This window comes from Myroides sp. C6-3 (assembly GCF_050522425.1).
Lineage (GTDB): Bacteria > Bacteroidota > Bacteroidia > Flavobacteriales > Flavobacteriaceae > Flavobacterium.
Window position 1 is genome coordinate 19,475 of the sequence record NZ_JBMVQP010000020.1, and the last position, 25,963, is coordinate 45,437.

Consider the following 25,963-nt stretch of genomic DNA (forward strand, 5'->3'; position numbering starts at 1 on the left):
TCTTAGTGTAAGAACCCTACTTGATAAGTAAAATCAGTTGTTGCTATTCTCTAACAATAAATTGAACCGATTTTTGTTTTCCTTCTATATTCATTAATAAGAAATATGAACCAGAAGCAAATGTTGCAGGAATTTCAATATGCATTGCCCCACTTTCTATTACTCCTTGAAGGATAGCTTGTCCTTGTACGTTATAAATGACGTAGCTGGTTGTTTCTTGATCCAAGCGATCTGCTGTAATATTTAACAACTGATTTCTCTTCACTGGATTCGGATAAACAGCTAAATTCGACTCTTCTTTATTGTCGATTTCAATCGGACAACTGCTTATTTTCTTGCCGTTGTGTAAAGTTACTTCTACGTGATATGTCGCTCCAGGTTCAAACGTACTCGAACTTTCTTTTCCTGCTGCGTAAGACTGTTTCTTACCTACTGATTCTCCATTTTTAAACCATTCATAGGCTGTAAATACGTAGCCCCCATTGGTTTCTTTATTGTTGTTTACAAGGAGAACGTTCGTGTACTTTTGGTGTACGATTAACTCAGAAGGAATACGTTTATTAATGATTACCTTATAAATCTCTTCCGTTCCATAGGAAGAAACTACGGTGATCAACTGCTCGTAAATGCCATAATTCGGAACTGCAACTTCAATGTGATTGGAAGGAAGAACTTCTGCTCCTTCTTCTGTTTCAACATCAATTAAAACTACATCTTGTGCCTGTTCACAACCAATACTAACATAAACTTCTTTTTCAACTTTTCCATAAGGCACACCATCTACAATTAAGTTGAGGATAGGAGCATTTTTGCTGATTACTTCTATCTTTTTCTCTACAGGTATTGCTGCATTATAATTGGCATTACCTTCTTGCTGAGCTGTTACAGTAACAATTCCTGTTTTCAGGAAGCGTATAACACCCGAAGCATCTACTGTTGCCGCTTCCGCGTTATCCACGTGATAAGAAACGGCTAAGTTTGAAGAAGCTACACCATTAAGTTGTAAGGTCGGCGTTTCTTCTAGTACAACTTGTGTCGGTGGCGTGAAACGAATCGTTTGATCCGCTTTTGTTATCGTCAACTCTCCTTCTAAGGTAGTCGATTCAAAATTAGAACCATAATCAACCACTGCAGTTACTGTATATGTACCTACATTCGTTTGATTATTGTTGGTATAAGTCACTACTGCATTTTCAGCGATATCCCCTTGAACTACAAGTGATTTTGCCGATCCATCGTAAACATAAGTAGCTGAAGGAAGAGTTAGACCTTCGATCTGACCACTTACAATTTCAAAGTCAGCTCCAGTAAAAGAAACTAAGTAATAATTTGATCTTGGAGCTAACGTTCCTTGATTAATTCTATACAGACCTAAGTCTTCTCCTGCTTCGCGCACTAAACTTCCAGAGAATACCGAAAACGCGCGATCATCGTATTGTAATCCTTGAGCAGTAAAACTAAAAATCGGATCCAATTGCCCATAAACTTTTTGCTGATTTTCGGTTACAACAACGTCTATTGGTGCTGGTGTAATTTTAAACTTTTCTTGGTTCGCAATGGTAAAGATATAGTTTGCAGGTGTACTCGCTAAAGTACCTACTAAATATCGATATTCTCCCACATTGTTACTTCCCACTCTCTCAATAGAACCACTAATTACACCTAAATGTGTATCATTAAATTGGAATCCTGTAATTTCGAAGGCAAAAGTAGGATCTGCTTGTCCATAAATTTTCTCCATATTCGCTGCAGGATAAACGCTTAATAATGCAGGATCGATTTGTAACTGATCGGAATTGTAAATTATCGTATAATTAGGATTCGTTAAGGCAAGAGTACCTTGATTAATCGCATACGTTGCTACATTTTCACCCGGCACACGCATTAAAGCACCTGTAATAAGTGTCTCTGCTGTATCGTTATTTTTAAACCCAGTAGCTGTATAGGTTAAAGCAGGATCTCCTTGTCCATACACTTTGGTTTTAGGTTCTGCATTGACCGTCAACTTAGCCTGTTCAATAACAAAATCATCTCCAGTATAGATAATCGTATAATTGTCATTGAGAGCCAATGTTCCCATTTGAATCGCATAAGAACCTACATCCTCCCCTTCAACACGAGCTAACTCCCCTGTTAAAAGAGCTACCGTATCCTCATATTTAAATCCAGTAGCTGTATAAAGTAGCTCAGGATCACCATCTCCATAGATTTTCTTTTGTTCCTCAACAGCATTCACTACTAATTCTGCTGGCGTAACCGTTAAGGTAAATGTTACATCCTGAGCAGGTAAATACAATCCGTTTCCTGCCTGACTTGCAGTTACTACTGTTTCTCCAGCTCCTTGAATTACAAGTTTGCCATTTTCAACAATAGCAACAGTCGGATCTTCAACGGTATACGTTAAGGGTAATTCACTTGTCGCCTCTCCAACCATAAAGGGCTCATCACCATACACTTTGGTCGTGTCTTCTACTGTGATGGTTTGTGTTTCTGCTGCATCTACAGTGAAGGTTACAGGACCAAACCACTCCTCACAATATTGGCCGCGGATATAAATATCATAGGTTGTATCAGCTGACAATTCAGGAATAAGATAAGGGGTAGTAATTTCGGTTCCTTCTGTACCTTCACCCAATTCAAAACCTTCAAGCCCATATTCAATATCAAACTTAGCAGCTTCTGATTCGATCGTCAATATAGAACCTTCAGTATGAAGAACATCCACACTTGCCTCTGTTATTTCATAACAAGGAACTCCTCCAGAAATATCAAAATCATCAATAAAGATATTTATGTCGTTTCCTCTTTCTATCAAAGTTGCTGTTATTTTAATGGTCACATATTTATTTGCATAACTGCTCATATCATATTCAAACTCTTGCCAATCAGCTGAACCATTATTATTAACTGTACCAACTGTTGTATAAGTAGCACCAAAATCAGTCGATAAATCAACTTCTAAACTTGCTAAATTAGCATTAATCACTGCATTATTACTATATCTAAGAAACCTAAATTTAAATGTTAAAAGGTCTTCGTTTAAGATAGGACCAACTCCAATAGTTGATAAACTTCCAACAGGTTTAGAACGATAAATATTGGCGTAAAAGCTAATATTTCCATTTGAATCTCTTCTTCTCCAAGTATTAAGAATACTATTCCATCCTTGAGGTAATGCACTTAAACCTGTGAATTCTTCACGCCATGGAGAAGGTGTAACGGGTGAGGTATGGATAACATAAGGTCCTTGCCATAAACTTGTTCCTGCTTCTTCTCCACAATTCTTGCGTACTAGAAAACCATACGTAGAAGAAAAATCTAATGCTGTAAGCATTGAATTTGAAGTAATTCCAGTATGCGTTGGAATTCCAGTAGGGCTTTCTCCTGCTGCAATATTAATCAGTTCTACATCAAATAGATCTCCATCACTAACCCAACCTAATCTATAATTCATACCATCAACGTAAGCTGAAGTAAGTGTATCGGGAGCGATACAAGTAGGTGGTGATACAACCGAAAGTGTGTAATCTTCAACTTCTCCTCCTGAGGTCGAAGTATCACAAGCACCAATTCCAACTAAATTATAATAACTCGAGCGAATTCTAATGCGGTAATCCCCCAAAGGCATAGTTGCAGGAAGCGTAAAAGTTCCTGTTCGTGTTGCATCTGACCTATCCGAATCTGAAAAGTTAGCAATTAACTCATCATCACTGAATATAAAATCATGATTGAGATCAATCCAGACCTTAACAATAGTACTCGATTTGATATCTATTGCATAATTTATGACCCCTCCTGGGGATTGGTAAACTTTATGATCTGAATAGTTGGTATACCAATTAGTTGTACCATTATCTAAGTTATTAATATTGGTATAGCCTCCTGTTGTTTTTACTCCCTTAATTCTATAATCTGTAGATGTACTAGTGGTAGTAGGAATACAATATCCAGTATAAAAGGGGGAAACAATCGAAGCACTATACGAGTTTGCACCACATTTTGAACGAATATGTAAATAATACTGCGTTTCACGCGTCAAATCTGTCAGATTCAGTGAAGTTGCAGTTGTTGTTAACCATGTTGTTGGAGTTGCTGTTGATGTTGTTACAGCATATTCATACATAGTAGCACTATCATGACTACTCCAGGATGCAGTTACCGATGTAAAAGAAGATAAAGTAGTTGTTATATTTGATACAGGTCTACAAGATGCAATTGTACCGACTAACTGTAACTGTGGCAAAGTTGATTGTAAGCTGCTAGCTTCAGCAGGAGGTAGGGATGACGGATTACCACCATCTGTTCTGTATAAAATTCCTCTATTAGCTCCAGATCCGTACATTCTAAATGTAGGTTGACTACTCCAACCTCGTGTCTTTTCGTGTACTGCAATAACTAAATTCCCCCCTGTATAATTAAAAGGAGTTGTTAGGGTAATTTCAAACCAATCGTTCGCAACAGCTGTTATAGTTCCATCAAAAACCTCGGTTAAATCCGATTGTGGAACCCAATCTGTCGTGGAGCTAAAAGCTTCCTTCGTTGTATGTCCCATATATACAGCCCAATTATTCCAAACACTTATCGTTCCAATATTTGTTGTATAGTAGCGAATTTTAGTAATCGGACCTACTCCGCCACCAAATTGACTATATTCTTGAGACGTGACAATTTGTTGGCTGTAATTGTAATGATAGCTTGTTACTGGAATTGTATTTCCACCGCTACTTGTACGAGTTCCATCTCCTATTTGAAAAGCATTTTCTGCTCTAAAAGTAAGAGGCCCTGTCCATGCACTATATCCATCTTCTTCTCCACAATTCGTACGCACATAAGCATCGTAGGTTTGTCCTGTAGTTATTCTCCACAATTCGTACGCACATAAGCATCGTAGGTTTGTCCTGTAGTTAAACCAACTATAGTACGACTGTTAGTTGTACTTGTAACTGTTGTACCTTCAGTAGCAACATCAAAATCCGTTGCCCCGTATTTAACTTCAAAAGAAGTACCTGTACTTGTCCAACTTAGCATTGCATCCGTAGCACTAACACTTCCTCGAGTAAACGCTGTAGGTTTTGGGCAAGCGGGTATATATTCTGCTGAAACAGCTAAAATATTCAAATAACTTGATGTAGAACTCGTTTTAGTAATAGCTATACTCTGCACAAGTTTACTTTGATTGGCTGTAGCGATAGCAATGGGAATCTGAAATAATTTCGGATTCGTACTGTTATTATCAGGATTTCCACCGCTACGAGGTACTCTACCAATACCTTGTATAGCAACAGCAGGTGTACCCGTTTGAAACCAATTAGGTACCGACTGTGTACTAATTTCTTGTGTAGTACCGTCTGTAAAAGTGATTGTACCCGTAAAGTTTGACGCAGCACTTCCTGATGTAGCTAAAATAAAAATCTTTAATGCCGGATAGGTACTTTGTACAGTTAATGTCCCTGTCCCATTTTGGGCGTTAATTTTTAATGAATTACTTGCATTATAAGCCCCCAATTGAAATTGTAAACCAGGTGTTGCTGTTGCTACTGAGGTTATTAATCCGTTGGCAGGAAGTCCAACGGTAGCATCTGGATATGCTCTTGACATAAAAGCAAAATTCGAACCAACACTCGTCGCATCAACGGCAGCTGTTGTGTGTTCGTTTGCAGGACTAGTCTCTGCAATAACATCTTCATTAAATCCGGATGTAATGGCCAAAGGAATATACTCTTGTCCTCTAGTCATTTGAACGGATAATAACATAAAACTCAAAAAGAGTTTAAAAAGTAATGGTTTATTCATATTTATTATTTGGTTAGTTGCACTAGTATTTTTACTGGATTTAGGTGAACATTGTGTTAATACCAAGATTTATTTTAAGTAACTATTAGCAAAATTAACATTTAACACTCAGCACTTAATTGACCTCGATTTTCAAATAATTACCAATATAGTAAATATATTAAAATACATTTGTTTTTTATAAAAAATAATCACACTTAAATCAATCTAAATTCACTTTAAATAAATCATATAAAACAAGTTGTTAATTAATACTAAAGAAGCTAAAAACAACTAGTGCTACCTACTTCTTAATTATCTGCGTTTTGTCCATTTACAACAGGATTTAAAACCGTATTTATACCGCTCTTTTTTATACTTTTGTCAAAAAACAATATGACCGCCAATGCAATTAGAAGATTATTTGATTTTATCGGTTTAGTACCGTTAAAGCACCCTTTTGCGTAAATGGTGCGCGCAATCATTTGAGTTTTTATTTCTTTTTGAACTGGAAGAAGAAAATAAAAGTGTACCTGAAAAGCTTGGCTTTTCAAATACACTAATCTTTTCAAAAAGGGAAACGTTTCGCCGCCTTGCCTATTCCCTTTCCGCGGATTGAAGCATCTATGAATAGCATTTCTAAACTTTTGGACGCTATACCCATAAAACCAACTAATTGCCCCTCTTCTTCATAACCCCATAGTTGCACAAAGGAGAAATAAGTGGGTAAATTTTCTTTGTAATATTCAAAGTCAGCAGCTTTTAAAAAATCATGCATAGCTAAAACAGCACTTTCCCAAATTTCAATTAAACGAGGAAATTCTGTGGGATCAATTGTTCGTATCCTATCTATTTCTAATTTAATGCGTACAAAGTTTATTCTTTCCCAATGAAAAATACAGGTTTCTTTCCAAAAAAAGACATCAAATAATGCTCGCTCTTTCTCTGTAAATGTATTGGGATCTTAAATTCATAACCTAACTTTTCTAGCAACATAGGCACGCCCTATAACACCGCTAGAATAGGATGTGAAAATAAAATTAAACGTTTTTTTTAGAATTGAACAAATGAAATGAATTATAAATCGTTAAACTGATCAAGTGTAAAAATCCGTCTGTTTATCGCCCACAGGACTAAACCAACAATACTTTTGGTGCCCGTTTTAGCAAATAGGGTGTTTTTGTAATTCTCAACTGTCCGAGGGGCTAAAAACAATCGACTGCCAATCTCCTTGGCTGTACACTGCTTTGCTAAGAGGTAAATTATATCTACCTCTCGTTTAGAAATATTGTATTTTTTTACGGATAAATCACCCGAACTATCGTAAACGGATTCTTTTAAGTAAGGAAATTGTTCACTGCTTATGTAATGTCCTTTCTGCAACACTTCTTTTAGGATGATTAAAAACTCTGTTAACTTGATGTATTTTGGTAGATAACAGGCCACACCAAGCTTCAGCATATAACCGATCAGAGATTGGTTGTAATGAGCGGTTAAAATGAGTACCGGAATCCTCCGTTGCTCTAGTTGGATTAATTCTAACAAGTGCTCTGCAGTGGTATCTCCTAGCTGAAAATCCATGATAATCAAATCCGTTTCATAGGTAACACGTTCTATTGATTCATAAAAACTTGCTCCATCTACAAAAGAATAACGCACTTCAAAATTTTCAGAAGCATTTAAAAAATCTTTGATGAGTTCAAGAATTAAAGTGTCATCTTCAACTAGAGTTATCCTGTATTTCATGGGGTATAAATAGAATTATTTTTGTTCCATAGGGTCTGTTCCCTTTAACCTTAAAGACTCCTTTTAATAGATAAAGCCTATTCTTAATATTGTAATAGCCTTGTCCTTCTCTCCTGCTGAGGGGACCTAAACCATTATCTTCAATCGACAGGTATATTCCCTTCGAACTAATCCGAATCGCTACACTAACTGCTGTTGCCTCAGCGTGCTTTATTATATTGGTAATTACTTCTTGTACAATTCGAATAATCTGAATTTTAAAACCGATCGATGTGTTCTTCCTGCAATAAATTCGAAGCGTTTTATGAATCGTATAGTTCGGTTTGAGCTTCTCAATTTGGTGAAAAATCATAAGGTGCAAAGGGGAGTCACTTTGAAAAGGCGGATTCAAATCATGTGTAATATTGCGTACCGCTAGTAACGTTTGTATCATATCTGCTTCGAGCTGCGCTGTTGAATACTCATCATTGAGTTTTAATAGAATCAAACTCAACTTATTTGAAATACAATCATGTAACTCTCTTCCTATACGCCTTCGCTCTACTTCTTGTGTTGCAATCTGCATTTGAACTAGCATCTCCCTTTGTTGATTTGTTTTTCGCTTTTGGAGGGTTCTTTTCGTTCGCTCTTCTTTTATAAGCAAGTAAAATACCCCAACTGAAATCATATTCAAACTGAATAACAAAAAGAAAAAACACTTAATACTCCAAGATTTAGGATAAAAAACACCGCGAATCTCATCCAAAGACAAACACACCTCTAGTACATATATTTCCATCTCAATTCTAAATTAATGCATGTGAATAACAAAAATGAAGGGAATCTAACAGGTTTGAAAACAAGTAATCGAGTTTATCTACGCTCCAACCTTACCCTTGAAACACTTGTGTCTACTTTCTAAAAAACACCTATAAGTAAACAAATAGTAAGCCATAACGATCGGAAAAGGGCTTTATACCCCAAGCAATTTCTTATGAAGCCAGAAGAACGAACAAACTAGATTAAGTCAGATAAAATATGCTGTAATTTAGATGATTAATCTTGAAGTAGATAGGCGTACTAAAGTGCTGAAGCCAATATACTCTACTAAGGTGTCCTTTTTTTTTATTCGCGTAAAAGCTAGCGTTATAACTAAACAAAGATAGAGAGGAAATAGATCGTGAATAATCGCATAGAATGTTAAAAAACAAAAAATAAATAAGTAATTACACAATAAATCAAGGTAATTTCACTCTAAAATCGGCTTTTTAATCTCATTAGCTTTAATTTAAACTTTAAAAATAGAAGCCATGAGTAAAAATCTAGTAAACATTTCTCAACAATTCTTGGGATTACCTATGGATGCTCTAATTGGAGGTCCATTAAATGCAGCTGCAGATGCCAATGCTAAAATGTCTATTTCGCAAACCAAATTTATTTTAGACACCTGTTTTAGCAAAACGGGCACAGAAGAAGATCCCTCTTATCAGCCTATTATGATTAAGATGGAACTAAGTAGAGCGTTGATTAAAGAAGACGATACTATTGAAACAGTAAAGACTACTTTTAATTTGCCCTTGTTGACCATCATGCCTATCAATTCTCTGGGTATTGACAACGTAAATGTGGAATTTGACATGGAAGTTAACTCTAGTTATTCGGAAGAAAATAGCAAGGAAAAAAGCGAAAAAAGAGCGGCTGAAGCTGGATTAGAAGCAAAAATTGGATTTAGCTTTTTCTCTGCCACCATCACAGGTAAAGTCAGCTATGACAGCCAAAATTCCAGCAAAGAAAGTCAACACTACAACAAGAGTAACGCCGCTAAGTATAACGTTAAAGTACATGCTGGACAATTGCCCTTGCCTTTTGGTGTGGCTACTATTATTGACGTCTTCTCGAAATCCATTGACCCCATCATAAGTAGTAAAAATGCTTCATGAGAAAAACCGACCAGACCGGTTTCGTTCAACAGATACAAACCAATGGATTCCCTTTTTTAGGGAATCCATAAAAAAGAGAAAGGATGAAACAAGACAACAACTTATCGAAATACACTAGAGATCACACCGCTGAACTCAATATTGAATCGATTATTTCAGCTCCTCTAATAGCGCTTTCTAAGGCCAATAGCATGATGTTAAACGGACAAGCTTTAGCTATTTTAAGTCAATACTTTACCAAAGTAGAAAAGAAAAACAAGCCGCTATCAACCGAGACAGCAACAGTCTATCAACCCAAAATGATCAACATGATCCTAACAACTAATCGAAAAGAAGAAGAGGAAATCCCAACACAAGAAGTCCTTTTTCAAGTTCCGCTAATTTCGATCGTTCCGTTAAACACAATAGCGCTGCAAAAGATGCGGGTTATTTTTAGCTTAGAAATAACATCGACAACAAGCTATACCAATAACACCAATGATATTATTGAGCGAAAGGCTCAATTGAATGGAAAAATCTCCATGAATAATCTAGAAAATCCAACGCGAGATGCTTATGCTAAAGCCAGTCAACGCACTTTAAAAGTTGAGTTGAAAGCAGGCCCTTTACCTCTACCCCTAGGCATCTTAAACATTTTAGACGTTTATAGTAAGACTATTCACCCCCTTAATTCCAAGTAAATATGCAAACAAAAACGGTACTCATTACCTGCCCTAATTGTATGGCTCCTGTTACTTTAGAAGTAACGCAGCTTCTTTTAGGGACTCAATTTAGTTGTGGCCAATGTGCTGCCCGTATTGGTCTAGCTTCTGATAGCAAAGAAACGGTATCACAAGCTGTCAACGCGTATAAAAGCAATAAAAATTCTATAAAGAAATAGAGATGAAAACAATAAGCTTAAAGAACTTCATTCAAGCGCTACACACTGCTATTTTAATGACTAAGGAACAAATAGCGGATCAAAATCTAAGGCTACTTGATCGTTATTTTGAAGAAAAAGAAGTTCAGACGATAGATCTTAATGGACAAGTGACCTATAGAAAAACATGGATTCCCAAAACTGTTACGCTCAGCTACCCCCAAAAAGTACAGCAAGCTAAAGCAGAGGAAGATTCTTTTACCCTGCTCATGGAACCTGTCGAAGTTCCTCTGATTTCCATGATCCCCTTGGAGGTATGTGGAATAGAAAAAGCGACATTTACAACGGAATTTCAAATGGAAATTAGCAACGATGAACTGCAAATCTACTTTGACAAACCAACGACTTCTCTCATAAAGAGGACTTCACATGCACATGTAGGCAAGTTGAAAATTACACTGCGTCCACAGCAAACTTCGGAAGGTTTAAAGCAAATTAGTGAAGGCTACGAAAACTATTTAAAAAGACAAATTACATAACCCCCAAACATGCTTATGAACGTATTACGCCCAAACTTTAGAGACCCTGAAATAGCGCAGTGGAAACAGTTTCTACTGCAACAGGGACTATACCACTCGGTTATTGACAATGACTATGATCCCAATTTTGTAACGGTTATTCAACGCTATCAAAAGCAAAAAAAATTAACCCCTGATGGCGTAATTGGCAACCAAACGTGGCTTTCTGCCTATCTAGATGGGATGGAGTTTACACCGAATCAAAAAGAAGCATTTCCGCTTAAACCCCAGTTTAGTCCCCTTGTCAAGCAAGAAAATCGTTTTGACCTTTTTGGTATGCTGATATTCAAACGTCAGCCACTACCCAACGCCCCTGAAAACATCGTTATTCTCAATGATTTTGAAAAACAAAACATCGTAAGGGTCGAAATTCCACAATTCAAAAAACAATGGGGTACCCAATACACTAGCTTGCGTTTTCATCGCAAAGGGGTGGATCAACTACGCGCCTTTTTTGCCGCCGTAGAAGAAAAGAAACTCCTGCCGCTTTTACGTAGCTATGGTGGAAGCTATACCCCAAGATTAATTCGCGGTTCAAAAACAACCTTATCGAATCATGCCTTTGGAACAGCCTTTGACCTTAATATGCAATGGAATTCCATAGGGAACAAACCTGCCTTGCTCGGTAGTATAGGCTCTTTACGGGAAATCGTTCCTTTGGCTCATCAATTTGGTTTTTACTGGGGCGGGCACTTTTCTCGACAAGATGGAATGCACTTTGAACTTGCCCAATTGCTTTAAACAACAGGTGGTTTGAAGCCAATCGCTTTAAAACCACCTGTTATAGTAAACCTCTAATAAAATAACCTGATTAACGTAAACTGAAGGGGCCTCACGCTATGTGCCTGAGCAACACTTACTCCTTAAGTAGGCTTAGGGCTAAATTTAGCTCTGCATCTTGCGTGTTGTGTAAGCCCTGCTGAAATTGATCCCCTGTAAGGGTATAATCTGGAAGAACTCCTCGACAACTAGTCGCATCATTCGCTTGTGTATTAAAAAATATTTCACTTCGCGGTATCGAAGCGAGCATTCCTGTATTTGGAAGTTTATAGTATAAAAACCAAGCGGCTGTGGTAAAATTCTTGCAGCTCCCCGTTTCTTGCCCTACAATTACTCCTCGGTTATTCGCTTGAAAAACAGAAGCAAAATAAGCAGCGGCTGAAATTGTATTGTTATTTTGGATCAATACGATCTCCCCTTCAAATGCATCTTTATCTTGGGGGTAATGCTCAACGTAATACTCTTCTAAACGATTATTGCCGTAGTAAAATCCATCTGCTTCATTTTTGTCAAATCGCTGTTTCATGAAGTTATTCAACGTGATTATCTCGTTGGTATTTAACGCTTTTTCATCCTCATCAACTAAGTAGTTTTTCACGCGAATCTCAGGTACCTTCGTCGCGTATTTATACGTATTCTTAAATGTTTTACTCTGACTGATAAACGAGTAAAATAAAGGAATATTAGCTAGTGATCCTCCTGCATTATCGCGAATATCAAGGATGAGTTTTTTTAGCTTTTTTTGCTTGATCTCGGTAAATATATTCTGGAGTAAATAATAGGCATATTCCTCTGATAAATTAAAGGAAGTAATCGTGAGCATATAGGTAGTTTCATTGAGTTGAGAACCATAAATACCCGTCTTCTTTGCCAATAACGTCAAAGGTAAGATACTCTTTTCTTTATTTTAATCATAAGTGACATAAGGAACCCCTTTTAGCTTACTAGATTTCAACACAGTAGAATTCACTTCCTTATAAACCAAATCATAAGAAGTTGCCCCAGGTAATAAAAACGGAAGATACACCGTAAAATCCTTTTGCGAATTTACTTCGATAAAACCATCCGCAGCCTTGGGTATTCTTTTCAATAAATCAGCTACACGTTGACCATTTACGCTAATTAACTCCACCCCTAAAGGCAAATTAACAGTATATTGATTGACAAATACACGATTGTCATAAACAAGGGTTTCTAAAGGAAAGTGGTGTATCGTTTTAACGTAAGATTCATAAAAAACAGGATCTGTACTCAAGCTCAAATGTGTATCTGCGAGTAAGCCAAATGGACTATATAGCACAAAATTCTCAAAGGAAGGGTTTTGTTTTAACTTGTTTCGATTGGCCGCTACTTGTTGATCAAAAGCGGCTTCTGAAATAGAGCGAAAGGGATTCGGATGTTGCTTTTTGACCAATTCGACTAAGATATCGAAATCCTCTAAAAATTCTTCTTTAGTGAACGAAGGATCCTTGACTTGTGAAAAAGATGAAAAACCACAAGCAACTCCCATTAAAATGACATAATAAATCTTTTTCATAAATTAAATAAGTATTATTTCTTAAAAAATCTAAACTATAAAAAGGATTGTAATAAAAAGAATATAAGGTAAAAAGTAATGGTGCTAATTGAGCAGACGAAAATAAAACCGTTCTTGCATCATGTGATCTAACCTCGCATTAAAAGCTATAGCGTGTGCGTAATGCCAAGAAATTATTTACCGCTTCCAAACTTCAATTTCAAAATTGATAAATAAGAGCAAAAGAGAAGGAATAGCGATACCACTCTTGCTTTTTGGAGTAATTTGTTTCAAAACAAATGAGTCTGTCTAAACTTTTGAGTACTTTTGATGCTTTTGAAACAAAAAGCATTACTTGCAAAAAAAATATAGTATGACACATTCAACAACCCCTATTCGCATTGGTATTGTAGGTTATGGTAATTTAGGCAAAGGCGTTGAACGCGCGATTAAGCAAAACGCGGATTTAGAACTCGTAGCCATTTTCACAAGACGTTCTCCTGAAAGTATAGAAACCACGTCTACAGTAATTGCTTTAGATCAAGTATTGGATTATCAAGCAAAAATTGACGTCATGATACTTTGTGGAGGGTCTTCAACGGATTTACCCGAGCAAGTCATTCAACTCGCTACGCATTTTAATACAGTAGATAGTTTTGATACACATGCCAAAATCCCAGCTTACTTTGCTCAAGTCGATCAATGTGCAAAAGCCAATCAAACCTTGAGCTTAATTTCCACAGGATGGGATCCTGGTTTGTTTTCTATGTTGCGCTTACTAGGTGAGAGTATTTTACCACAAGGAGATACCTACACCTTTTGGGGTAAAGGATTGAGCCAAGGTCATTCAGATGCTATTCGCCGTCTTGCGGGAGTTAAAAACGGGGTACAATATACCTTGCCGATTGAAAAAGCTTTAGAGGACGTTCGCTCCGGAAAGAATCCTTCTTTTACAGCAGCAGAAAAGCATGAAAGGGTTTGTTACGTCGTAGCAGAAGAGCAAGCGGATAAGAAAGAGATTGAACAGGCGATCAAAACCATGCCTGATTATTTCGAACCTTACCATACAACGGTACACTTCATATCGGAAGATGAATTGAAGCGCAATCACAGTGCAATGCCACATGGTGGATTTGTTTTACGCTCCGGAGAAACAGGAAATGGCAATCAACAACATCTTGAATTTGGTTTAAAACTAGACAGTAATCCGGAATTCACATCCTCTGTATTAGTTGCCTTTAGCCGTGCGATTGCAAAAATGGCCAAAGAAGGACAAATTGGAGCAAAAACAGTATTTGATATTCCATTAGGTTATTTATCGCCAAAATCAGCCGAACAATTGCGCAAAGAACTTTTATAAAAATCTAGCAATAAAAAAAGGGCAAACTAATTTTAGTCTGCCCTTTCTTGTATGCTTTACGCTATTATTTTCCTTTAAAATCAGGGGTTCTTTTTTCAATAAAAGCACCTATTCCCTCTTTTTGATCGGCTGTATGAAACAAAGTACCAAATAAAGCACCTTCTTGTTTCAATCCTTCCGCAAGGGAAAGATCAAAGCCTGTATGCATCGAATCTTTTGCTTTTGCCACGGCAATCGGTCCTCTTGAAGCGATTTTCTGAGCCATAGCATGCGCTTGGTTCAATAGCTCCTCAGCGGGAACAACGCGATTTACAAATCCCATTGCCTCACAAGCAGCTGCGGTATAAAAATCTCCCGTAAAAACCATTTCTTTTGCCTTGTAAAGTCCAATCGCTCTCGGTAAACGTTGTGTTCCACCAAAACAAGGCAATAAGCCTAAGGTCGATTCTGGTAAACCAAATTTAGCTTTCTCACTTGCAAGAATAATATCACAAGATAAAGCCAACTCACAACCTCCGCCTAAAGCAAAGCCATTCACAGCAGCAATAACTGCCATAGGCAATCCTTCTATTGCATTAAATGCAGCTTGAGCCGTATATGAAAAAGCCATTGCTTCTTCTGGAGACATGCCTTGCATCGCTTTGATATCAGCACCTGCAACAAAGGCTTTTTCTCCAGAACCCGTAATAATTAAAACGCGAAGATCTCCTTTGTCTTTTACTTGATCCGCGAATGATTTCAATTCCGCCAATACCGTTGCATTCAACGCATTTAACGCATCCGGACGATTGATCGTCAAGGTGCCTACATACCCCTCTTGTTGGTAAATTAAAGTTTCAAAATTCATCATTATTGCTGGTTTAAAAATTTGATAATACTCGAAAAGTCAAACTTCCCATTTCCTGCTTCACTCCACATTCTATACAAGTTTAGTGCTGCATTTCCCAAAGGGGTCGAACTCTTTGTATCTAAACTCGCCTCTGCTGCTAGTCCAAGATCTTTAGCCATTAAATCTACAGCAAAACCACCTGCATACCCTTTCGATGCGGGTGTGTTTTCTGCAACACCTGGGTAAGGATTATACACCTCTAAGGACCAGTTTCTCCCCGAACTCTTTTGCATAATCTCACTTAATACTTTAGGATCTAATCCATGGCGTACTCCTAGGTTTATTGCTTCTGAAGTACCAATCATGTGAATCGCTAACAACATATTGTTGCAAATCTTAGCCACTTGTCCTGCTCCAGATTCACCAGCATAGAATATATTTTGTCCCATGCCTTCTAAGATGGGCTTTGCACGCTCAAAATCAGCGGACGCTCCACCGACAATAAAAGTCAAAGTACCCGCTTGAGCACCCGCTGTACCTCCAGATACGGGAGCATCGATCATCGCATGCCCTTGTGTCACCGCTAAAGCAGCAACAGCACGAGCTGTAACAGCATCAATTGTGCTACTGTCAATGATAACCGCATTAGGTTGCAATTGCTCCATAAATTCAACGCTGTACAAATCTGCCACGTGTTTTCCGGAAGGTAACATAGATACCACTACTTCTGCGCCTTGCGCAACTTCTAGTGCGGATTTAGCTACTTTTCCTCCTTGAGCAACCAACTGATTTAAAGCAACCTCACTTAAATCAAATCCAGTTACTTGATGTCCTTTTTTTAGTAGGTTGGCAGCCATTGGCCCCCCCATATTTCCTAAGCCTATAAAAGCTATTTTTGCCATACTTTTTCGTTTTAGTTTTTACCTAAATGCTTTAAAACGCAATTCTCTTTCGTCCAAAGTGGCTTAAAGTATCCCTCTACCCAATCAGACGTAACTTCTTCTATAGTAGCAGGTTGCCACTTAGGAGATTGATCTTTATCTACTAGTAAAGCACGTACACCTTCTGCAAAATCTGGATGTATACAACATTGGCAAGCTAAGTTCAATTCCGATTGGAATACTTGCTCCAAGCTGTATGACTTTCCATCCTGTAGCTGTCTAAAAATAACGTGTGCCGAACTAGGAGAACCCTTTTCAAAACTCTGTACACCTGCTTCTATCCAGCTGTCTTTTGCTGTATAATCATGCAAAATTGTACGAAATTCTTGAAGTGTTGTCGCCTTTTCAAACAATTGAATAAACGATTCGTGGGCTTGCGCTTGTGAAACCCCTACTTGATAGTTTTTCGCAATTTGTTCTAAAACGGCATCTACCTGTTCTTTGGCATTAGCAGCCCAATTAACCGCTACTAATGCATCAATAACCGCTTGTTTAGCCGTTGATTCCATATAGTAATCGGCTAAACCTAAGAATCGACAGTCCGCTGCGTCCAGACGTGCGCCTGTTAATCCTAAATACAAGCCATAAGCAGAAGGCATGCGATTTAAAAACCACGTGGCTCCAACGTCTGGGAATAAACCAATGGTGATCTCTGGCATCGCTAATTTACTTCGCTCTGTAACGATGCGATGTGAAGCTCCTACCATAACGCCAATTCCACCGCCCATTACAATTCCATGTCCCCATACCACAATAGGCTTTGGATAGGTTTGAATGTCGTAATTTAAGGCGTATTCCTTGGAGAAAAAATCAAAACAACCCGCGGCTACTTGCGTAGCGTCAACCTGACGTTGCGCGATAATATTGTCGTACAATTGTCTAACGTCTCCACCAGCACAAAGCGCCTTTTCTCCAGCTCCTTGAATAAAGATACAAGCTACTTCACTGTCGTTTTTCCAAGAGGTCATCACAGCTGTTAAAGCTTCGATCATCTCCAAATTAAGGGAGTTCAGCGTTGCTTCTGAATTCAACGTAATGAAACCTACTTTATTCTTTATCTCTGTTAGTATTAAACTCATTTTCTCTTGTATTATCGTATTTCAGTCGTTGCTCCTTCTTCTAATATTCTTCTTGAAATAACTAATTTCATAATTTCATTTGTTCCTTCCACAATTTGGTGCACACGTGCATCGCGCATTAAACGCTCTACAGGAAAATCTTGCGTACAACCGTAACCGCCTAGTAATTGTAGCGCTTCATTGCAAACCGTAAAACTGTTATCCGTAGCTAAACGCTTAGCCATCGCACAATACGTCGTTGCATTAGCGTCCTTTGAGTCCAATTTAAAAGCAGCTAAGTACACCATTTGACGCGCTGCTACTAATTCAGTAACCATGTCCGCAATTTTAAACTGTAAGGCTTGAAATTGCGCTAGGGATTTGCCAAACTGCATGCGTTCATGCATATAACGCTGGGCGAGATTTAAGGCTCCTTGAGCAGCTCCAACAGAACAGATTCCGACATTGATACGCCCTCCATCTAATCCTTTCAAAGCCATTTTAAAACCATCTCCTTCTTTGCCCAATAAGTTTTCTGCTGGTATTTCTACCTGGTCAAAAAACACAAAACGAGTCGGTTGTGTATTCCAACCTAGTTTTTTTTCTTTTTCACCAAAGCTAATTCCCGCCGCATCTGCCGGAACAACAAAAGCACTGATTCCCTTAGGACCTGCTTCTCCTGTACGTGCCATAACAACTAAGAAATCACTTTCTCCCGCTCCTGAAATAAACGCTTTGGTACCGTTTAGAATATAGTTGTCTCCTTGCTTTACTGCGGTAGTCTTTAAACTAGCTGCATCAGAGCCAGAATCCGGTTCTGTCAAACAGTAGGAACCAAATTTGATTCCTGCTGCTAAGGGTGGACAAACAGCTTGGCGAACTGCTTCTGTTGCAAATTCGTCAATCATCCAAGTGACCATATTGTGAATAGTAATATACGCCGTTGTAGAAGGACAAGCTGCGGCTAATTCTTCAAAAATAATTGCGGCATCTAATCTGGAGAATCCTAATCCCCCTACATCTTCTCTCGTGTAAACGCCACAAAAACCTTGTTCTCCAGCCTTTTGGATCGCTTCACGTGGAAATATTTTGTTGGCATCCCAATCTGATGCATACGGAGCTAATTCTTTTTCTGCAAAACTCCTTGCTGCATCTTGAAAGGCTAACTGATTTTCATCTAAATTAAACTGCATAATACGAACTCCCCCTATTTAAGATTTATAGTCATATTTACTTTTCCTCCAGGTACATCTTCCTCAAACCAACGAGCCGTGATCGTTTTGGTCTCTGTATAGAAGCGAACCCCTTGTTTTCCGTAGGAATGTAAATCTCCAAAGAAAGACTTACGCCATCCTGTGAAAGAGAAAAACGGTAATGGCACTGGAATTGGAAGGTTTACTCCAATTTGTCCTACCTGAATTTCATGTTGGAATTTACGCGCTGCTGCCCCTGAATTCGTAAAAATTGATGTACCATTTCCGTAAGGGTTGTTGTTAATGATCTCAATTGCTTCATCTAACGTATCTGCTGTTACTAATAATAAAGCTGGTCCGAAAATTTCTTCTTTATAGATATCCATATCCGTCGTTACTTTATTAAACAACGTTGGTCCTACAAAATAACCTTTTTCATACCCTGGCACCACACAATCACTTCCGTCTAATAAAACCTCGGCTCCTTGATCGTATCCGCTTTTAATTAAACGCAATACTTTTTCTTTGGCTTGTTTGTTAATTAACGGTCCATAAGCCGCTGAATCATCTGACCAAACACCGGGTTTGATTGTACTTAGTGCGTTTTTAATATCATTTACCCAAGTTTGCGCTTCTCCTACGAGTACAGCTACACTAATAGCCATACAACGCTGACCTGCAGCACCGCAAGAAGCTCCTACTAAGTTATTGATTACTTGTTGTTTATTTGCATCTGGCATGACAACCATGTGGTTTTTTGCTCCACCGAATGCTTGCACGCGTTTTAAATTGTGCGTTCCTGTGCGATACACGTGTTCCGCTACAGGTACAGATCCTACGAATGAAATCGCACGGATATCGTCGTGATTTAAAATGTGATTCACTTGATCTTTAGATCCGTGTACAATAGTTAAAACACCTTTAGGGAATCCTGCTTGCTGAAACAATTCAGCTAATTTCATAGCCGTCATTGGCGCTTGCTCAGAAGGCTTTAGGATAAAGGTATTCCCACACGCAATAGCCATCGGGAACATCCACAGAGGAATCATCGCCGGGAAGTTAAATGGCGTAATACCCGCACATACACCCAAAGGTTGAATGTAACTATACGTATCTACCGCACGTGCTACGTTTTCAACGGTTTCTCCCATCATCAAGGTCGGAATAGAACAAGCGTGTTCTACCACTTCAATCCCTCTCCAAACATCCCCCATCGCATCAGCTAGGGTCTTTCCGTTTTCTGTAGCTAATATCTCAGCAATTTCTTGCTGGTGTTCTTTTAATAAATGTTGGTATTTTAAAAATAAACGGGCACGTTCTGGCGTTGCCACCTCTTTCCACGTTTTAAAGGCTTCGCCCGCTAAGGCAATTGCCTCATCAATTTCCTCTAATTGAGTTAAAGGAACTTCTGCTAATATATCTTGTGTTGCTGGATTCTCTACAGGTAGGTACGCAGTTGCTTTACTCTCTGTAAATGCTCCGTTTACAAATAGTTTTATTTTTTGTGTCATAATATTCATCATTTATTTGGGTTGGTGGTTGCTTGTAAGGAACAAGAGTTGATTTTACAATCAACTCTTGTTTTATAAGCTTAGATAACTAGTAAGTCAACGAACTCGTTTACGTTTAGATTAATTAATGTATTGTAATCTAATGAGTTTTCCATCACTACTCGTTGTTGTTTTTCTGGGTAAATACGCGCTAAGTTAATTTTGTATTTCTTGATTAATTCAGGAATACCTTCTTCTCTTCTGCGTTTGTGTCCGATTGGATATTCTACTACTACTTCATCAATTGAAGAACCGTCATTGAACGTAATAGTTAAAGCGTTTGCAATAGAGCGTTTTTCTGGATCGAAATAATCTTTTGTGAATTGAACATCTTCCACACACTCCATTTTGTCGCGTAATACGTCAATTCTTGGATCTGAAGCAATGTTATCTTCGTAATCTGCTGCAGTTAATCTACCGTAGATTAAAGGAACAGCAACCATATACTGAATACAGTGGTCACGGTCTGCAGGGTTATCTAATGGACCTTTTTTGTCGATAATACGGATAGCCGCTTCGTGCGTGCGAATCGTAATCTTTTTAATATCTTCTGTTGATTTCCCTAACTCTTTTAGTTTTGCATGTAACGTCATCGCTGCTTCAACTGCCGTTTGTGAGTGGAACTCCGCAGGGAATGAAATTTTAAACAACACATTTTCCATTACATAAGAAGAGTAATCTCTTTGGAATTTGAATGCATTTCCTTTGAATGAAACATCATAGAATCCCCATGTTTTAGCTGTTAATACAGATGGATATCCCATTTCTCCTGTTTTTGCCATTAAAGCCAAACGAACCGCACGAGAAGTTGCATCTCCTGCTGCCCATGATTTACGGCTTCCTGTGTTAGGAGCATGACGGTACGTTCTCAAAGCTTGTCCATCTACGAAAGCCAAAGAAATCGCGTTGATTAACTCATCGCGTGTTAAACCAATCAATTTACCTACTACGGCTGTAGAAGCTAATTTTACTAAAATGACGTGGTCTAAACCAACGCGGTTAAATGAGTTTTCTAAAGCCATTACCCCTTGCACTTCGTGTGCCATGATCATCGCTTCTAAAACTTGTTTCATTTTTAAAGGTTCTTTTCCTTCTGCTAGGTTTGTTCTTGACAACCAATCTGCAGTAGCTAAAATCCCCCCTAAGTTATCCGATGGGTGTCCCCACTCCGCTGCTAACCACGTATCGTTGAAATCTAACCAACGTACGATTGTTCCAATGTTGAACGCCGCTTGAATCGGATCCAATTGAAATTGTGTTCCTGGTACTTTTGCTCCATTGGGAACTACTGTACCTTTTACTACAGGTCCTAATAATTTAGTACATGCAGGATATGTTAAAGCTTCTAACCCACATCCAATAGTGTCTAATAGACAGTAATGTGCTGTTTTCCAAGCTAATTCATTTTTAATTTCATAGTTTAATACGTAATCCGCAATGTCCACTAATACTTGATCTGGTTGTGGTCTTTCGTTTGAAATGTGTAATGACATTTTAAATACTTATTTTTAGTTATTAATTTATTTTCTGTTTTTGATTGAGACAAAATCTTTGTTTTCTGGTCCTACATAGTTCGCACTTGGACGAATGATTTTTCCATCCTGACGTTGCTCCATAATATGGGCACTCCAACCTGTAATACGAGAGATTACGAATAAAGGGGTAAACATCAAAGTCGGTACTCCCATTTGGTGGTACGATACGGCAGAGAACCAATCTAAGTTCGGGAACATTTTTTTCTCTTCCCACATCACGCGCTCTAAACGTTCTGCAATATTGTATAAAAGCATATCTCCTGCTTCTTTTGACAATTCTTCAGCAACTTTTTTGATCACGACATTTCTCGGATCAGAGATCGTGTAAACCGGGTGTCCAAAACCAATGATCACTTCTTTATTTGCCACGCGACTTCTGATGTCTTCTTCTGCTTGATCTACATCGTTATAACGACTTTGAATCTCAAAAGCTACTTCGTTAGCTCCTCCGTGCTTTGGTCCTCTTAAAGCGCCAATTGCACCTGTTACACAAGAATAAAAATCAGAATTTGTTCCCGCAATCACACGACTTGTAAACGTTGAAGCATTAAATTCGTGTTCTGCATATAAGATTAAGGAAACTTGCATCGCTTTTACCCATGATTCAGATGGTTTTTTACCGTGTAACATGTGTAAGAAATGCCCTCCGATTGTTTCGTCGTCTGTTTCTACTTCGATCTCTTTTCCATTGTGTGTATAATGATACCAATACAATAATCCCGAACCGAAAGAAGCTAATAATTTATCGGCAATATCTCTCGCTCCTGCTGTATTGTGATCCTCTTTTTCGGGCTGAATCGTACCGATAGCCGAAACCATAGATCGCATAACATCCATCGGATGCGCTGCAGCGGGTATATTTTTTAAGATACTGCGCACTGATTTGGGTAATCCACGCAGTGATTTTAATTTAGCTTTGTAGTTTTTTAATTGTGCTTCGTTTGGCAAATGCCCGTAAATCAAAAGGTAAGCTACTTCTTCAAATTCAGCGTTTTCCGCTAAATCTAAAATATTGTATCCTCTATAGTATAAGTCGTTTCCGCTTTTTCCAACGCTACATAAAGCCGTATTTCCAGCTGCAACTCCCGAAAGGGCTACGCTTTTCTTTGGCTTAAAAGTTGTTTCGTTATTTGACATATTATTGTTTTTTGAATAGGTTGTTTAATTTTTGCTCATAATCGTGGTAGTTGATACTTTGATACAACTCCTCACGAGTTTGCATTGTATCTAACACATTGGCTTGTGTCCCCTCTTGGCGAAGATGAGTGTATACATTCAACGCTGCTTTATTTGCTGCACGGAAAGCTGACAGCGGGTACAATACTAAGCCAACACCTGCTGCTCTTAATTCTTCTACCGTATACATTTTGATCATTCCGAACTCTGTAATATTGGCTAGTACAGGAATACCTGTTGCGTCAACAAATTTTTGGTAAAAACTCAAATCAGGTACAGCCTCTGCAAAAATGAAATCCGCTCCTGCTTCTTTATATGCAATTGCTCTTTCTAACGTACTTTCCAACCCTTCATTTGCAAAAGCATCGGTGCGAGCACCGATAACAAAATGCTCATCTGTACGCGCATCAACAGCCGATTTAATACGATCAACCATCTCTTGCTTGCTTACTACTTCTTTTCCTGGACGGTGTCCACAGCGCTTTGCTCCTACTTGATCTTCGATGTGTAAGGCTGCTGCTCCTGCTTTTATTAATGACTTTACTGTTCTTGCTACGTTAAATGCCGACGGACCAAATCCAGTGTCAACATCTACCATTAACGGTAAATCACATATATTGGTAATGCGTTGTACATCGATTAAAACGTCTTCTAATGTAGTAATTCCTAAATCTGGTACGCCTAATGATCCCGCAGCAACACCTCCTCCTGATAAATAAATAGCATTAAATCCTGCTTGTTGTGCCAGTAGAGCGTGGTTCGCATTGATAGCGCCAACAATTTGGAGGGGACTTTCCTTCTGCATCGCCTCCCTAAAAAGTAATCCGGGAGATTTGAAATTGTTTGTTTTGTTCATTCTTATGGTTGTTAATATTCTAAATCTTATATATAAATATCCTGCTCCTAGTTCGGTGAATCTTTGAAAGGCTAAATAGCACTGCCCTCATAGCCTCAACCGCAGACAAACTACTTATATTTGATAAATATATGAATATTTTTATTGAAAACTTTTTTATATCTAAATTTCCATAAAATAAAATCAGTCAAACAAAAGTTAAATACTGTCGAATAGACAAAACACAGGTTAAATTAACCCTTTATTAAGAAGAAATGACAAGCTACAAGAGCTAAAATTGCGGATTTCTAATAAAATTATTTTTTGTACAGAGACAAAATCTTTCAAAAAAAGCTAGGATTCAACTAAAATCAAGGCTACTCACTTTCACGCTACGTTTAGAATTCCAGTATTTGCAAGACTTTCGCTTTAGGTCTATGCGCTACCCCAGCTGTTTTTTGGTTGTTTCAATATACTGATTTTTAAGTTACTGTAGGTGTTTTTGCTGAAAAAATACTGTTGTTTTTTTCGCTCTATGGACTTCTTGCGAACTACACAAAGAAATAAAAGCAGAACATCCCTCTCTGCTCAGCCAAAGTACGGCGCTAAAAAAAAGGAGGAATTCCCTCCTCCTTCACGCGCTAATTTAGTTTTAGTAACACTTAAACATAAAAAACAAAAGCACCTGTAAATCAGGTGCTTTTGTTTTTTATGTCTCAATCTTATTTCACAAGAAAGATTCCCTTTTCTGTGATGGTGATTTTCTTTTCTTTATACAAACCTCCAATTGCCTTTTTAAACATCTTTTTACTCATGTTTAAGACTGTTTTAATGTCTTCGGGATGACTATTGTCCGAAAGGCCTAAAAATCCGTTGTTCTCTTCTAATGCGGCTAAAACCTGTTCTGCCCCATCGGCAATTGCCTCTACTCCAACTCTCGTTCTTGAAACGTCAATTTTTCCATCAGGACGAATGTTCTTAATAAAACCAACAATGCGATCTCCTGTTCTCAAATCTTCGAAAACTTCATTCTTATACATCAATCCCTTGTGCTTCTCGTTCACTATAACGTTTATTCCCAAATCCGTAATATGAGAAACCACCAACTCAACCTCTTCTCCAACAGCAACTGTAATTTCGTCATTGTTCAAAAACTGATTTAATCGACTTGAGCCTACTAAACGATTGGTTTTCTCATCAAGGTGCATATAGACCAAATAGTAATTTCCCTCCTTCATCGGACGCGCTTGCTCTGCAAAAGGAACAAATAAATCCTTTTCTAATCCCATGTCTAAAAAAGCACCAAATTTATTGGTAAAGCTCACTTTTAAAAGGGCAAACTCATTAATGTAAATATAGGGCTCTAAGGTCGTAGCTACAGGTCTTTCCTCCTGATCTAAATAAACAAAAACTACAATCTCATCTCCTACTTCAATATTTTTTGGTACGTATTTATTCGGCAAAAGAATATCGGTTTCGCCATCGGTTAAATATAAACCAATGCTCGTTTTCCTTGCTACTTTTAACGTATTGTCATTTCCAATGTTAATCATAAACGATTATTTTTACTAGTATTTAAATTCTAGATCGAAGATTTCTTTCATATACTGCATGGCAGGATTTAGCTCTATAAAACGAACTAATTTATCTTCTTTATCTAGTACTCTTTTTTGAATTTTTACTTCTTCATTAACGATGATCTCAATTTCTAAATCATAGTTACTCAGTTTTTTACGTAGGTAATTGACTAAGTCAAACTTATTTTCATCGAAACTCAACTTAGAACCTTCATTTGGCATTTCCAGCGAAACAGTAGTTCCCTTAATCACTGGAGGAACCATTCCCATTAATGAAGCCATTAACATGAATCCAGAACGTGCCAACTTATCCGCGTATTTCGTCCATTCGTCCATGAATTGCTCTGCTGTAAAGGGGTCTTTGGGTAAATCGTCTGGGTTAATCACCTTTTTTTCTAAAGAGGATTCCATTTCTTTACGTGCACGAATACTCGAAAGAGACAAGGCGGATACTTTTCGCTCAACAGGAGGTGTTGTTGCTTTTTCTGACTCCGACGCTGAGACTGTCTTTGCCGTAAAAACAGCTTCTGTTTCAGTCTCCGTTGGAGCAACAGCAGGAGAAGCCGTTGCTTCTTGCTCTACTGCACCAAACAAGGTCTGTGGGGAATCATCCTCCTGAGGTGCTTCTACCACGGGTGCCATCACCTCTTCTTGTTGAATAGACACGGGCTGTTCTACGATAGCTTGAGTTTCGGGTACTTCAACAACAGCATTTAAATCTACTGTACGTAAAGCTTGA

Annotated in this window: 24 protein-coding genes; 6 read left to right on the plus strand and 18 right to left on the minus strand. The window is 38.1% G+C overall.

What is annotated here, in order from left to right:
* Nucleotides 1-43 precede the first annotated feature (43 nt).
* From ACPDG9_RS09675 to ACPDG9_RS09700, 6 genes are all read right to left on the minus strand, one after another.
* On the minus strand, nucleotides 44-4,867 hold the full coding sequence (locus tag ACPDG9_RS09675; RefSeq protein ID WP_430527554.1) for an MBG domain-containing protein: 4,824 nt from the start codon (nucleotides 4,865-4,867) through the stop codon (nucleotides 44-46).
* Nucleotides 4,855-5,793 carry a hypothetical protein gene (locus ACPDG9_RS09680; protein WP_430527555.1) on the minus strand — a complete coding sequence of 313 codons (939 nt, stop codon included), beginning with the start codon at nucleotides 5,791-5,793 and terminating at the stop codon, nucleotides 4,855-4,857. The genes ACPDG9_RS09675 and ACPDG9_RS09680 overlap by 13 nt, the downstream gene beginning before the upstream one ends.
* A gap of 290 nt (nucleotides 5,794-6,083) precedes the next feature.
* A complete protein-coding gene (locus tag ACPDG9_RS09685; RefSeq protein WP_430527556.1) occupies nucleotides 6,084-6,326 on the minus strand; it encodes a hypothetical protein in 243 nt (80 codons plus the stop codon).
* A 14-nt stretch (nucleotides 6,327-6,340) separates the two neighbouring features.
* A complete protein-coding gene (locus ACPDG9_RS09690) occupies nucleotides 6,341-6,550 on the minus strand; it encodes a GNAT family N-acetyltransferase (RefSeq protein WP_430527557.1) in 210 nt (69 codons plus the stop codon).
* Between the two features lie 299 nt (nucleotides 6,551-6,849).
* Nucleotides 6,850-7,518, minus strand: coding sequence for a response regulator (locus ACPDG9_RS09695; protein WP_430527558.1), 669 nt, complete (start codon nucleotides 7,516-7,518; stop codon nucleotides 6,850-6,852).
* On the minus strand, nucleotides 7,493-8,296 hold the full coding sequence (locus tag ACPDG9_RS09700) for a sensor histidine kinase (RefSeq protein ID WP_430527559.1): 804 nt from the start codon (nucleotides 8,294-8,296) through the stop codon (nucleotides 7,493-7,495). The genes ACPDG9_RS09695 and ACPDG9_RS09700 overlap by 26 nt, the downstream gene beginning before the upstream one ends.
* A gap of 511 nt (nucleotides 8,297-8,807) precedes the next feature.
* On the opposite strand from ACPDG9_RS09700, the gene ACPDG9_RS09705 reads away from it, so the two are divergent.
* From ACPDG9_RS09705 to ACPDG9_RS09725, 5 genes are all read left to right on the plus strand, one after another.
* On the plus strand, nucleotides 8,808-9,437 hold the full coding sequence (locus tag ACPDG9_RS09705) for a DUF2589 domain-containing protein (protein WP_430527560.1): 630 nt from the start codon (nucleotides 8,808-8,810) through the stop codon (nucleotides 9,435-9,437).
* 83 nt (nucleotides 9,438-9,520) lie between these two features.
* Complete coding sequence (locus ACPDG9_RS09710) at nucleotides 9,521-10,117, plus strand: DUF2589 domain-containing protein (RefSeq protein ID WP_430527561.1); 597 nt, start codon at nucleotides 9,521-9,523, stop codon at nucleotides 10,115-10,117.
* A gap of 2 nt (nucleotides 10,118-10,119) precedes the next feature.
* Nucleotides 10,120-10,317, plus strand: coding sequence for a hypothetical protein (locus tag ACPDG9_RS09715; protein ID WP_430527562.1), 198 nt, complete (start codon nucleotides 10,120-10,122; stop codon nucleotides 10,315-10,317).
* A gap of 2 nt (nucleotides 10,318-10,319) precedes the next feature.
* Nucleotides 10,320-10,835, plus strand: coding sequence for a DUF2589 domain-containing protein (locus ACPDG9_RS09720; RefSeq protein WP_430527563.1), 516 nt, complete (start codon nucleotides 10,320-10,322; stop codon nucleotides 10,833-10,835).
* 15 nt (nucleotides 10,836-10,850) lie between these two features.
* Nucleotides 10,851-11,615: a M15 family metallopeptidase gene (locus tag ACPDG9_RS09725; protein ID WP_430527564.1), complete on the plus strand. Its 765-nt coding sequence runs from the start codon at nucleotides 10,851-10,853 to the stop codon at nucleotides 11,613-11,615.
* A 115-nt stretch (nucleotides 11,616-11,730) separates the two neighbouring features.
* Here the strand turns inward: ACPDG9_RS09725 and ACPDG9_RS09730 are convergent, their stop codons facing one another.
* Nucleotides 11,731-12,528 carry a S41 family peptidase gene (locus ACPDG9_RS09730; RefSeq protein ID WP_430527565.1) on the minus strand — a complete coding sequence of 266 codons (798 nt, stop codon included), beginning with the start codon at nucleotides 12,526-12,528 and terminating at the stop codon, nucleotides 11,731-11,733.
* Nucleotides 12,529-12,561: 33 nt separating this feature from the next.
* The gene (locus tag ACPDG9_RS09735) at nucleotides 12,562-13,191 is read right to left on the minus strand and encodes a hypothetical protein (protein WP_430527566.1); all 630 of its coding nucleotides are present in this window, start codon (nucleotides 13,189-13,191) and stop codon (nucleotides 12,562-12,564) included.
* A gap of 352 nt (nucleotides 13,192-13,543) precedes the next feature.
* On the opposite strand from ACPDG9_RS09735, the gene ACPDG9_RS09740 reads away from it, so the two are divergent.
* Nucleotides 13,544-14,530: a diaminopimelate dehydrogenase gene (locus tag ACPDG9_RS09740; protein ID WP_430527567.1), complete on the plus strand. Its 987-nt coding sequence runs from the start codon at nucleotides 13,544-13,546 to the stop codon at nucleotides 14,528-14,530.
* Between the two features lie 64 nt (nucleotides 14,531-14,594).
* Here ACPDG9_RS09740 and ACPDG9_RS09745 read toward each other — a convergent pair whose 3' ends face one another.
* From ACPDG9_RS09745 to ACPDG9_RS09790, 10 genes are all read right to left on the minus strand, one after another.
* A complete protein-coding gene (locus ACPDG9_RS09745; protein ID WP_430527568.1) occupies nucleotides 14,595-15,380 on the minus strand; it encodes an enoyl-CoA hydratase/isomerase family protein in 786 nt (261 codons plus the stop codon).
* Nucleotides 15,380-16,261: a 3-hydroxyisobutyrate dehydrogenase gene (mmsB, locus tag ACPDG9_RS09750; RefSeq protein WP_430527569.1), complete on the minus strand. Its 882-nt coding sequence runs from the start codon at nucleotides 16,259-16,261 to the stop codon at nucleotides 15,380-15,382. Before mmsB ends, ACPDG9_RS09745 begins: the two co-directional genes overlap by 1 nt.
* A gap of 11 nt (nucleotides 16,262-16,272) precedes the next feature.
* Entirely contained in the window at nucleotides 16,273-17,379 is a 1,107-nt protein-coding gene (locus ACPDG9_RS09755) for an enoyl-CoA hydratase/isomerase family protein (protein WP_430527570.1), read from the minus strand.
* Nucleotides 17,380-17,390: 11 nt separating this feature from the next.
* Entirely contained in the window at nucleotides 17,391-18,551 is a 1,161-nt protein-coding gene (locus ACPDG9_RS09760) for an acyl-CoA dehydrogenase family protein (RefSeq protein ID WP_430527571.1), read from the minus strand.
* 14 nt (nucleotides 18,552-18,565) lie between these two features.
* Complete coding sequence (locus tag ACPDG9_RS09765) at nucleotides 18,566-20,062, minus strand: CoA-acylating methylmalonate-semialdehyde dehydrogenase (protein ID WP_430527572.1); 1,497 nt, start codon at nucleotides 20,060-20,062, stop codon at nucleotides 18,566-18,568.
* An 80-nt stretch (nucleotides 20,063-20,142) separates the two neighbouring features.
* Entirely contained in the window at nucleotides 20,143-21,594 is a 1,452-nt protein-coding gene (locus ACPDG9_RS09770; RefSeq protein WP_430527573.1) for a bifunctional 2-methylcitrate dehydratase/aconitate hydratase, read from the minus strand.
* A gap of 27 nt (nucleotides 21,595-21,621) precedes the next feature.
* Nucleotides 21,622-22,773 carry a bifunctional 2-methylcitrate synthase/citrate synthase gene (prpC, locus tag ACPDG9_RS09775; RefSeq protein ID WP_430527574.1) on the minus strand — a complete coding sequence of 384 codons (1,152 nt, stop codon included), beginning with the start codon at nucleotides 22,771-22,773 and terminating at the stop codon, nucleotides 21,622-21,624.
* 1 nt (nucleotide 22,774) lies between these two features.
* Entirely contained in the window at nucleotides 22,775-23,668 is an 894-nt protein-coding gene (prpB, locus tag ACPDG9_RS09780) for a methylisocitrate lyase (protein ID WP_430527575.1), read from the minus strand.
* Nucleotides 23,669-24,369: 701 nt separating this feature from the next.
* Nucleotides 24,370-25,200, minus strand: a complete 831-nt coding sequence (locus ACPDG9_RS09785) for a CvfB family protein (RefSeq protein WP_430527576.1) — start codon at nucleotides 25,198-25,200, stop codon at nucleotides 24,370-24,372.
* 15 nt (nucleotides 25,201-25,215) lie between these two features.
* Nucleotides 25,216-25,890, minus strand: a complete 675-nt coding sequence (locus ACPDG9_RS09790) for a hypothetical protein (RefSeq protein WP_430527577.1) — start codon at nucleotides 25,888-25,890, stop codon at nucleotides 25,216-25,218.
* Between the last annotated feature and the right edge of the window lie 73 nt (nucleotides 25,891-25,963).

Bases quoted from the DNA above. Each gene is read 5' to 3' on its own strand.
- mmsB (WP_430527569.1), bottom strand. From the start codon at position 16,261: ATGGCAAAAATAGCTTTTATAGGCTTAGGAAATATGGGGGGGCCAATG.
- ACPDG9_RS09700 (WP_430527559.1), bottom strand. From the start codon at position 8,296: ATGGAAATATATGTACTAGAGGTGTGTTTGTCTTTGGATGAGATTCGC.
- prpB (WP_430527575.1), bottom strand. From the start codon at position 23,668: ATGAACAAAACAAACAATTTCAAATCTCCCGGATTACTTTTTAGGGAG.
- prpC (WP_430527574.1), bottom strand. From the start codon at position 22,773: ATGTCAAATAACGAAACAACTTTTAAGCCAAAGAAAAGCGTAGCCCTT.
- ACPDG9_RS09710 (WP_430527561.1), top strand. From the start codon at position 9,521: ATGAAACAAGACAACAACTTATCGAAATACACTAGAGATCACACCGCT.
- ACPDG9_RS09680 (WP_430527555.1), bottom strand. From the start codon at position 5,793: ATGAATAAACCATTACTTTTTAAACTCTTTTTGAGTTTTATGTTATTA.
- ACPDG9_RS09690 (WP_430527557.1), bottom strand. From the start codon at position 6,550: ATGCATGATTTTTTAAAAGCTGCTGACTTTGAATATTACAAAGAAAAT.
- ACPDG9_RS09695 (WP_430527558.1), bottom strand. From the start codon at position 7,518: ATGAAATACAGGATAACTCTAGTTGAAGATGACACTTTAATTCTTGAA.
- ACPDG9_RS09705 (WP_430527560.1), top strand. From the start codon at position 8,808: ATGAGTAAAAATCTAGTAAACATTTCTCAACAATTCTTGGGATTACCT.
- ACPDG9_RS09720 (WP_430527563.1), top strand. From the start codon at position 10,320: ATGAAAACAATAAGCTTAAAGAACTTCATTCAAGCGCTACACACTGCT.
- ACPDG9_RS09715 (WP_430527562.1), top strand. From the start codon at position 10,120: ATGCAAACAAAAACGGTACTCATTACCTGCCCTAATTGTATGGCTCCT.
- ACPDG9_RS09785 (WP_430527576.1), bottom strand. From the start codon at position 25,200: ATGATTAACATTGGAAATGACAATACGTTAAAAGTAGCAAGGAAAACG.
- ACPDG9_RS09770 (WP_430527573.1), bottom strand. From the start codon at position 21,594: ATGTCATTACACATTTCAAACGAAAGACCACAACCAGATCAAGTATTA.
- ACPDG9_RS09740 (WP_430527567.1), top strand. From the start codon at position 13,544: ATGACACATTCAACAACCCCTATTCGCATTGGTATTGTAGGTTATGGT.
- ACPDG9_RS09760 (WP_430527571.1), bottom strand. From the start codon at position 18,551: ATGCAGTTTAATTTAGATGAAAATCAGTTAGCCTTTCAAGATGCAGCA.
- ACPDG9_RS09725 (WP_430527564.1), top strand. From the start codon at position 10,851: ATGAACGTATTACGCCCAAACTTTAGAGACCCTGAAATAGCGCAGTGG.
- ACPDG9_RS09755 (WP_430527570.1), bottom strand. From the start codon at position 17,379: ATGAGTTTAATACTAACAGAGATAAAGAATAAAGTAGGTTTCATTACG.
- ACPDG9_RS09745 (WP_430527568.1), bottom strand. From the start codon at position 15,380: ATGATGAATTTTGAAACTTTAATTTACCAACAAGAGGGGTATGTAGGC.
- ACPDG9_RS09765 (WP_430527572.1), bottom strand. From the start codon at position 20,062: ATGACACAAAAAATAAAACTATTTGTAAACGGAGCATTTACAGAGAGT.
- ACPDG9_RS09735 (WP_430527566.1), bottom strand. From the start codon at position 13,191: ATGAAAAAGATTTATTATGTCATTTTAATGGGAGTTGCTTGTGGTTTT.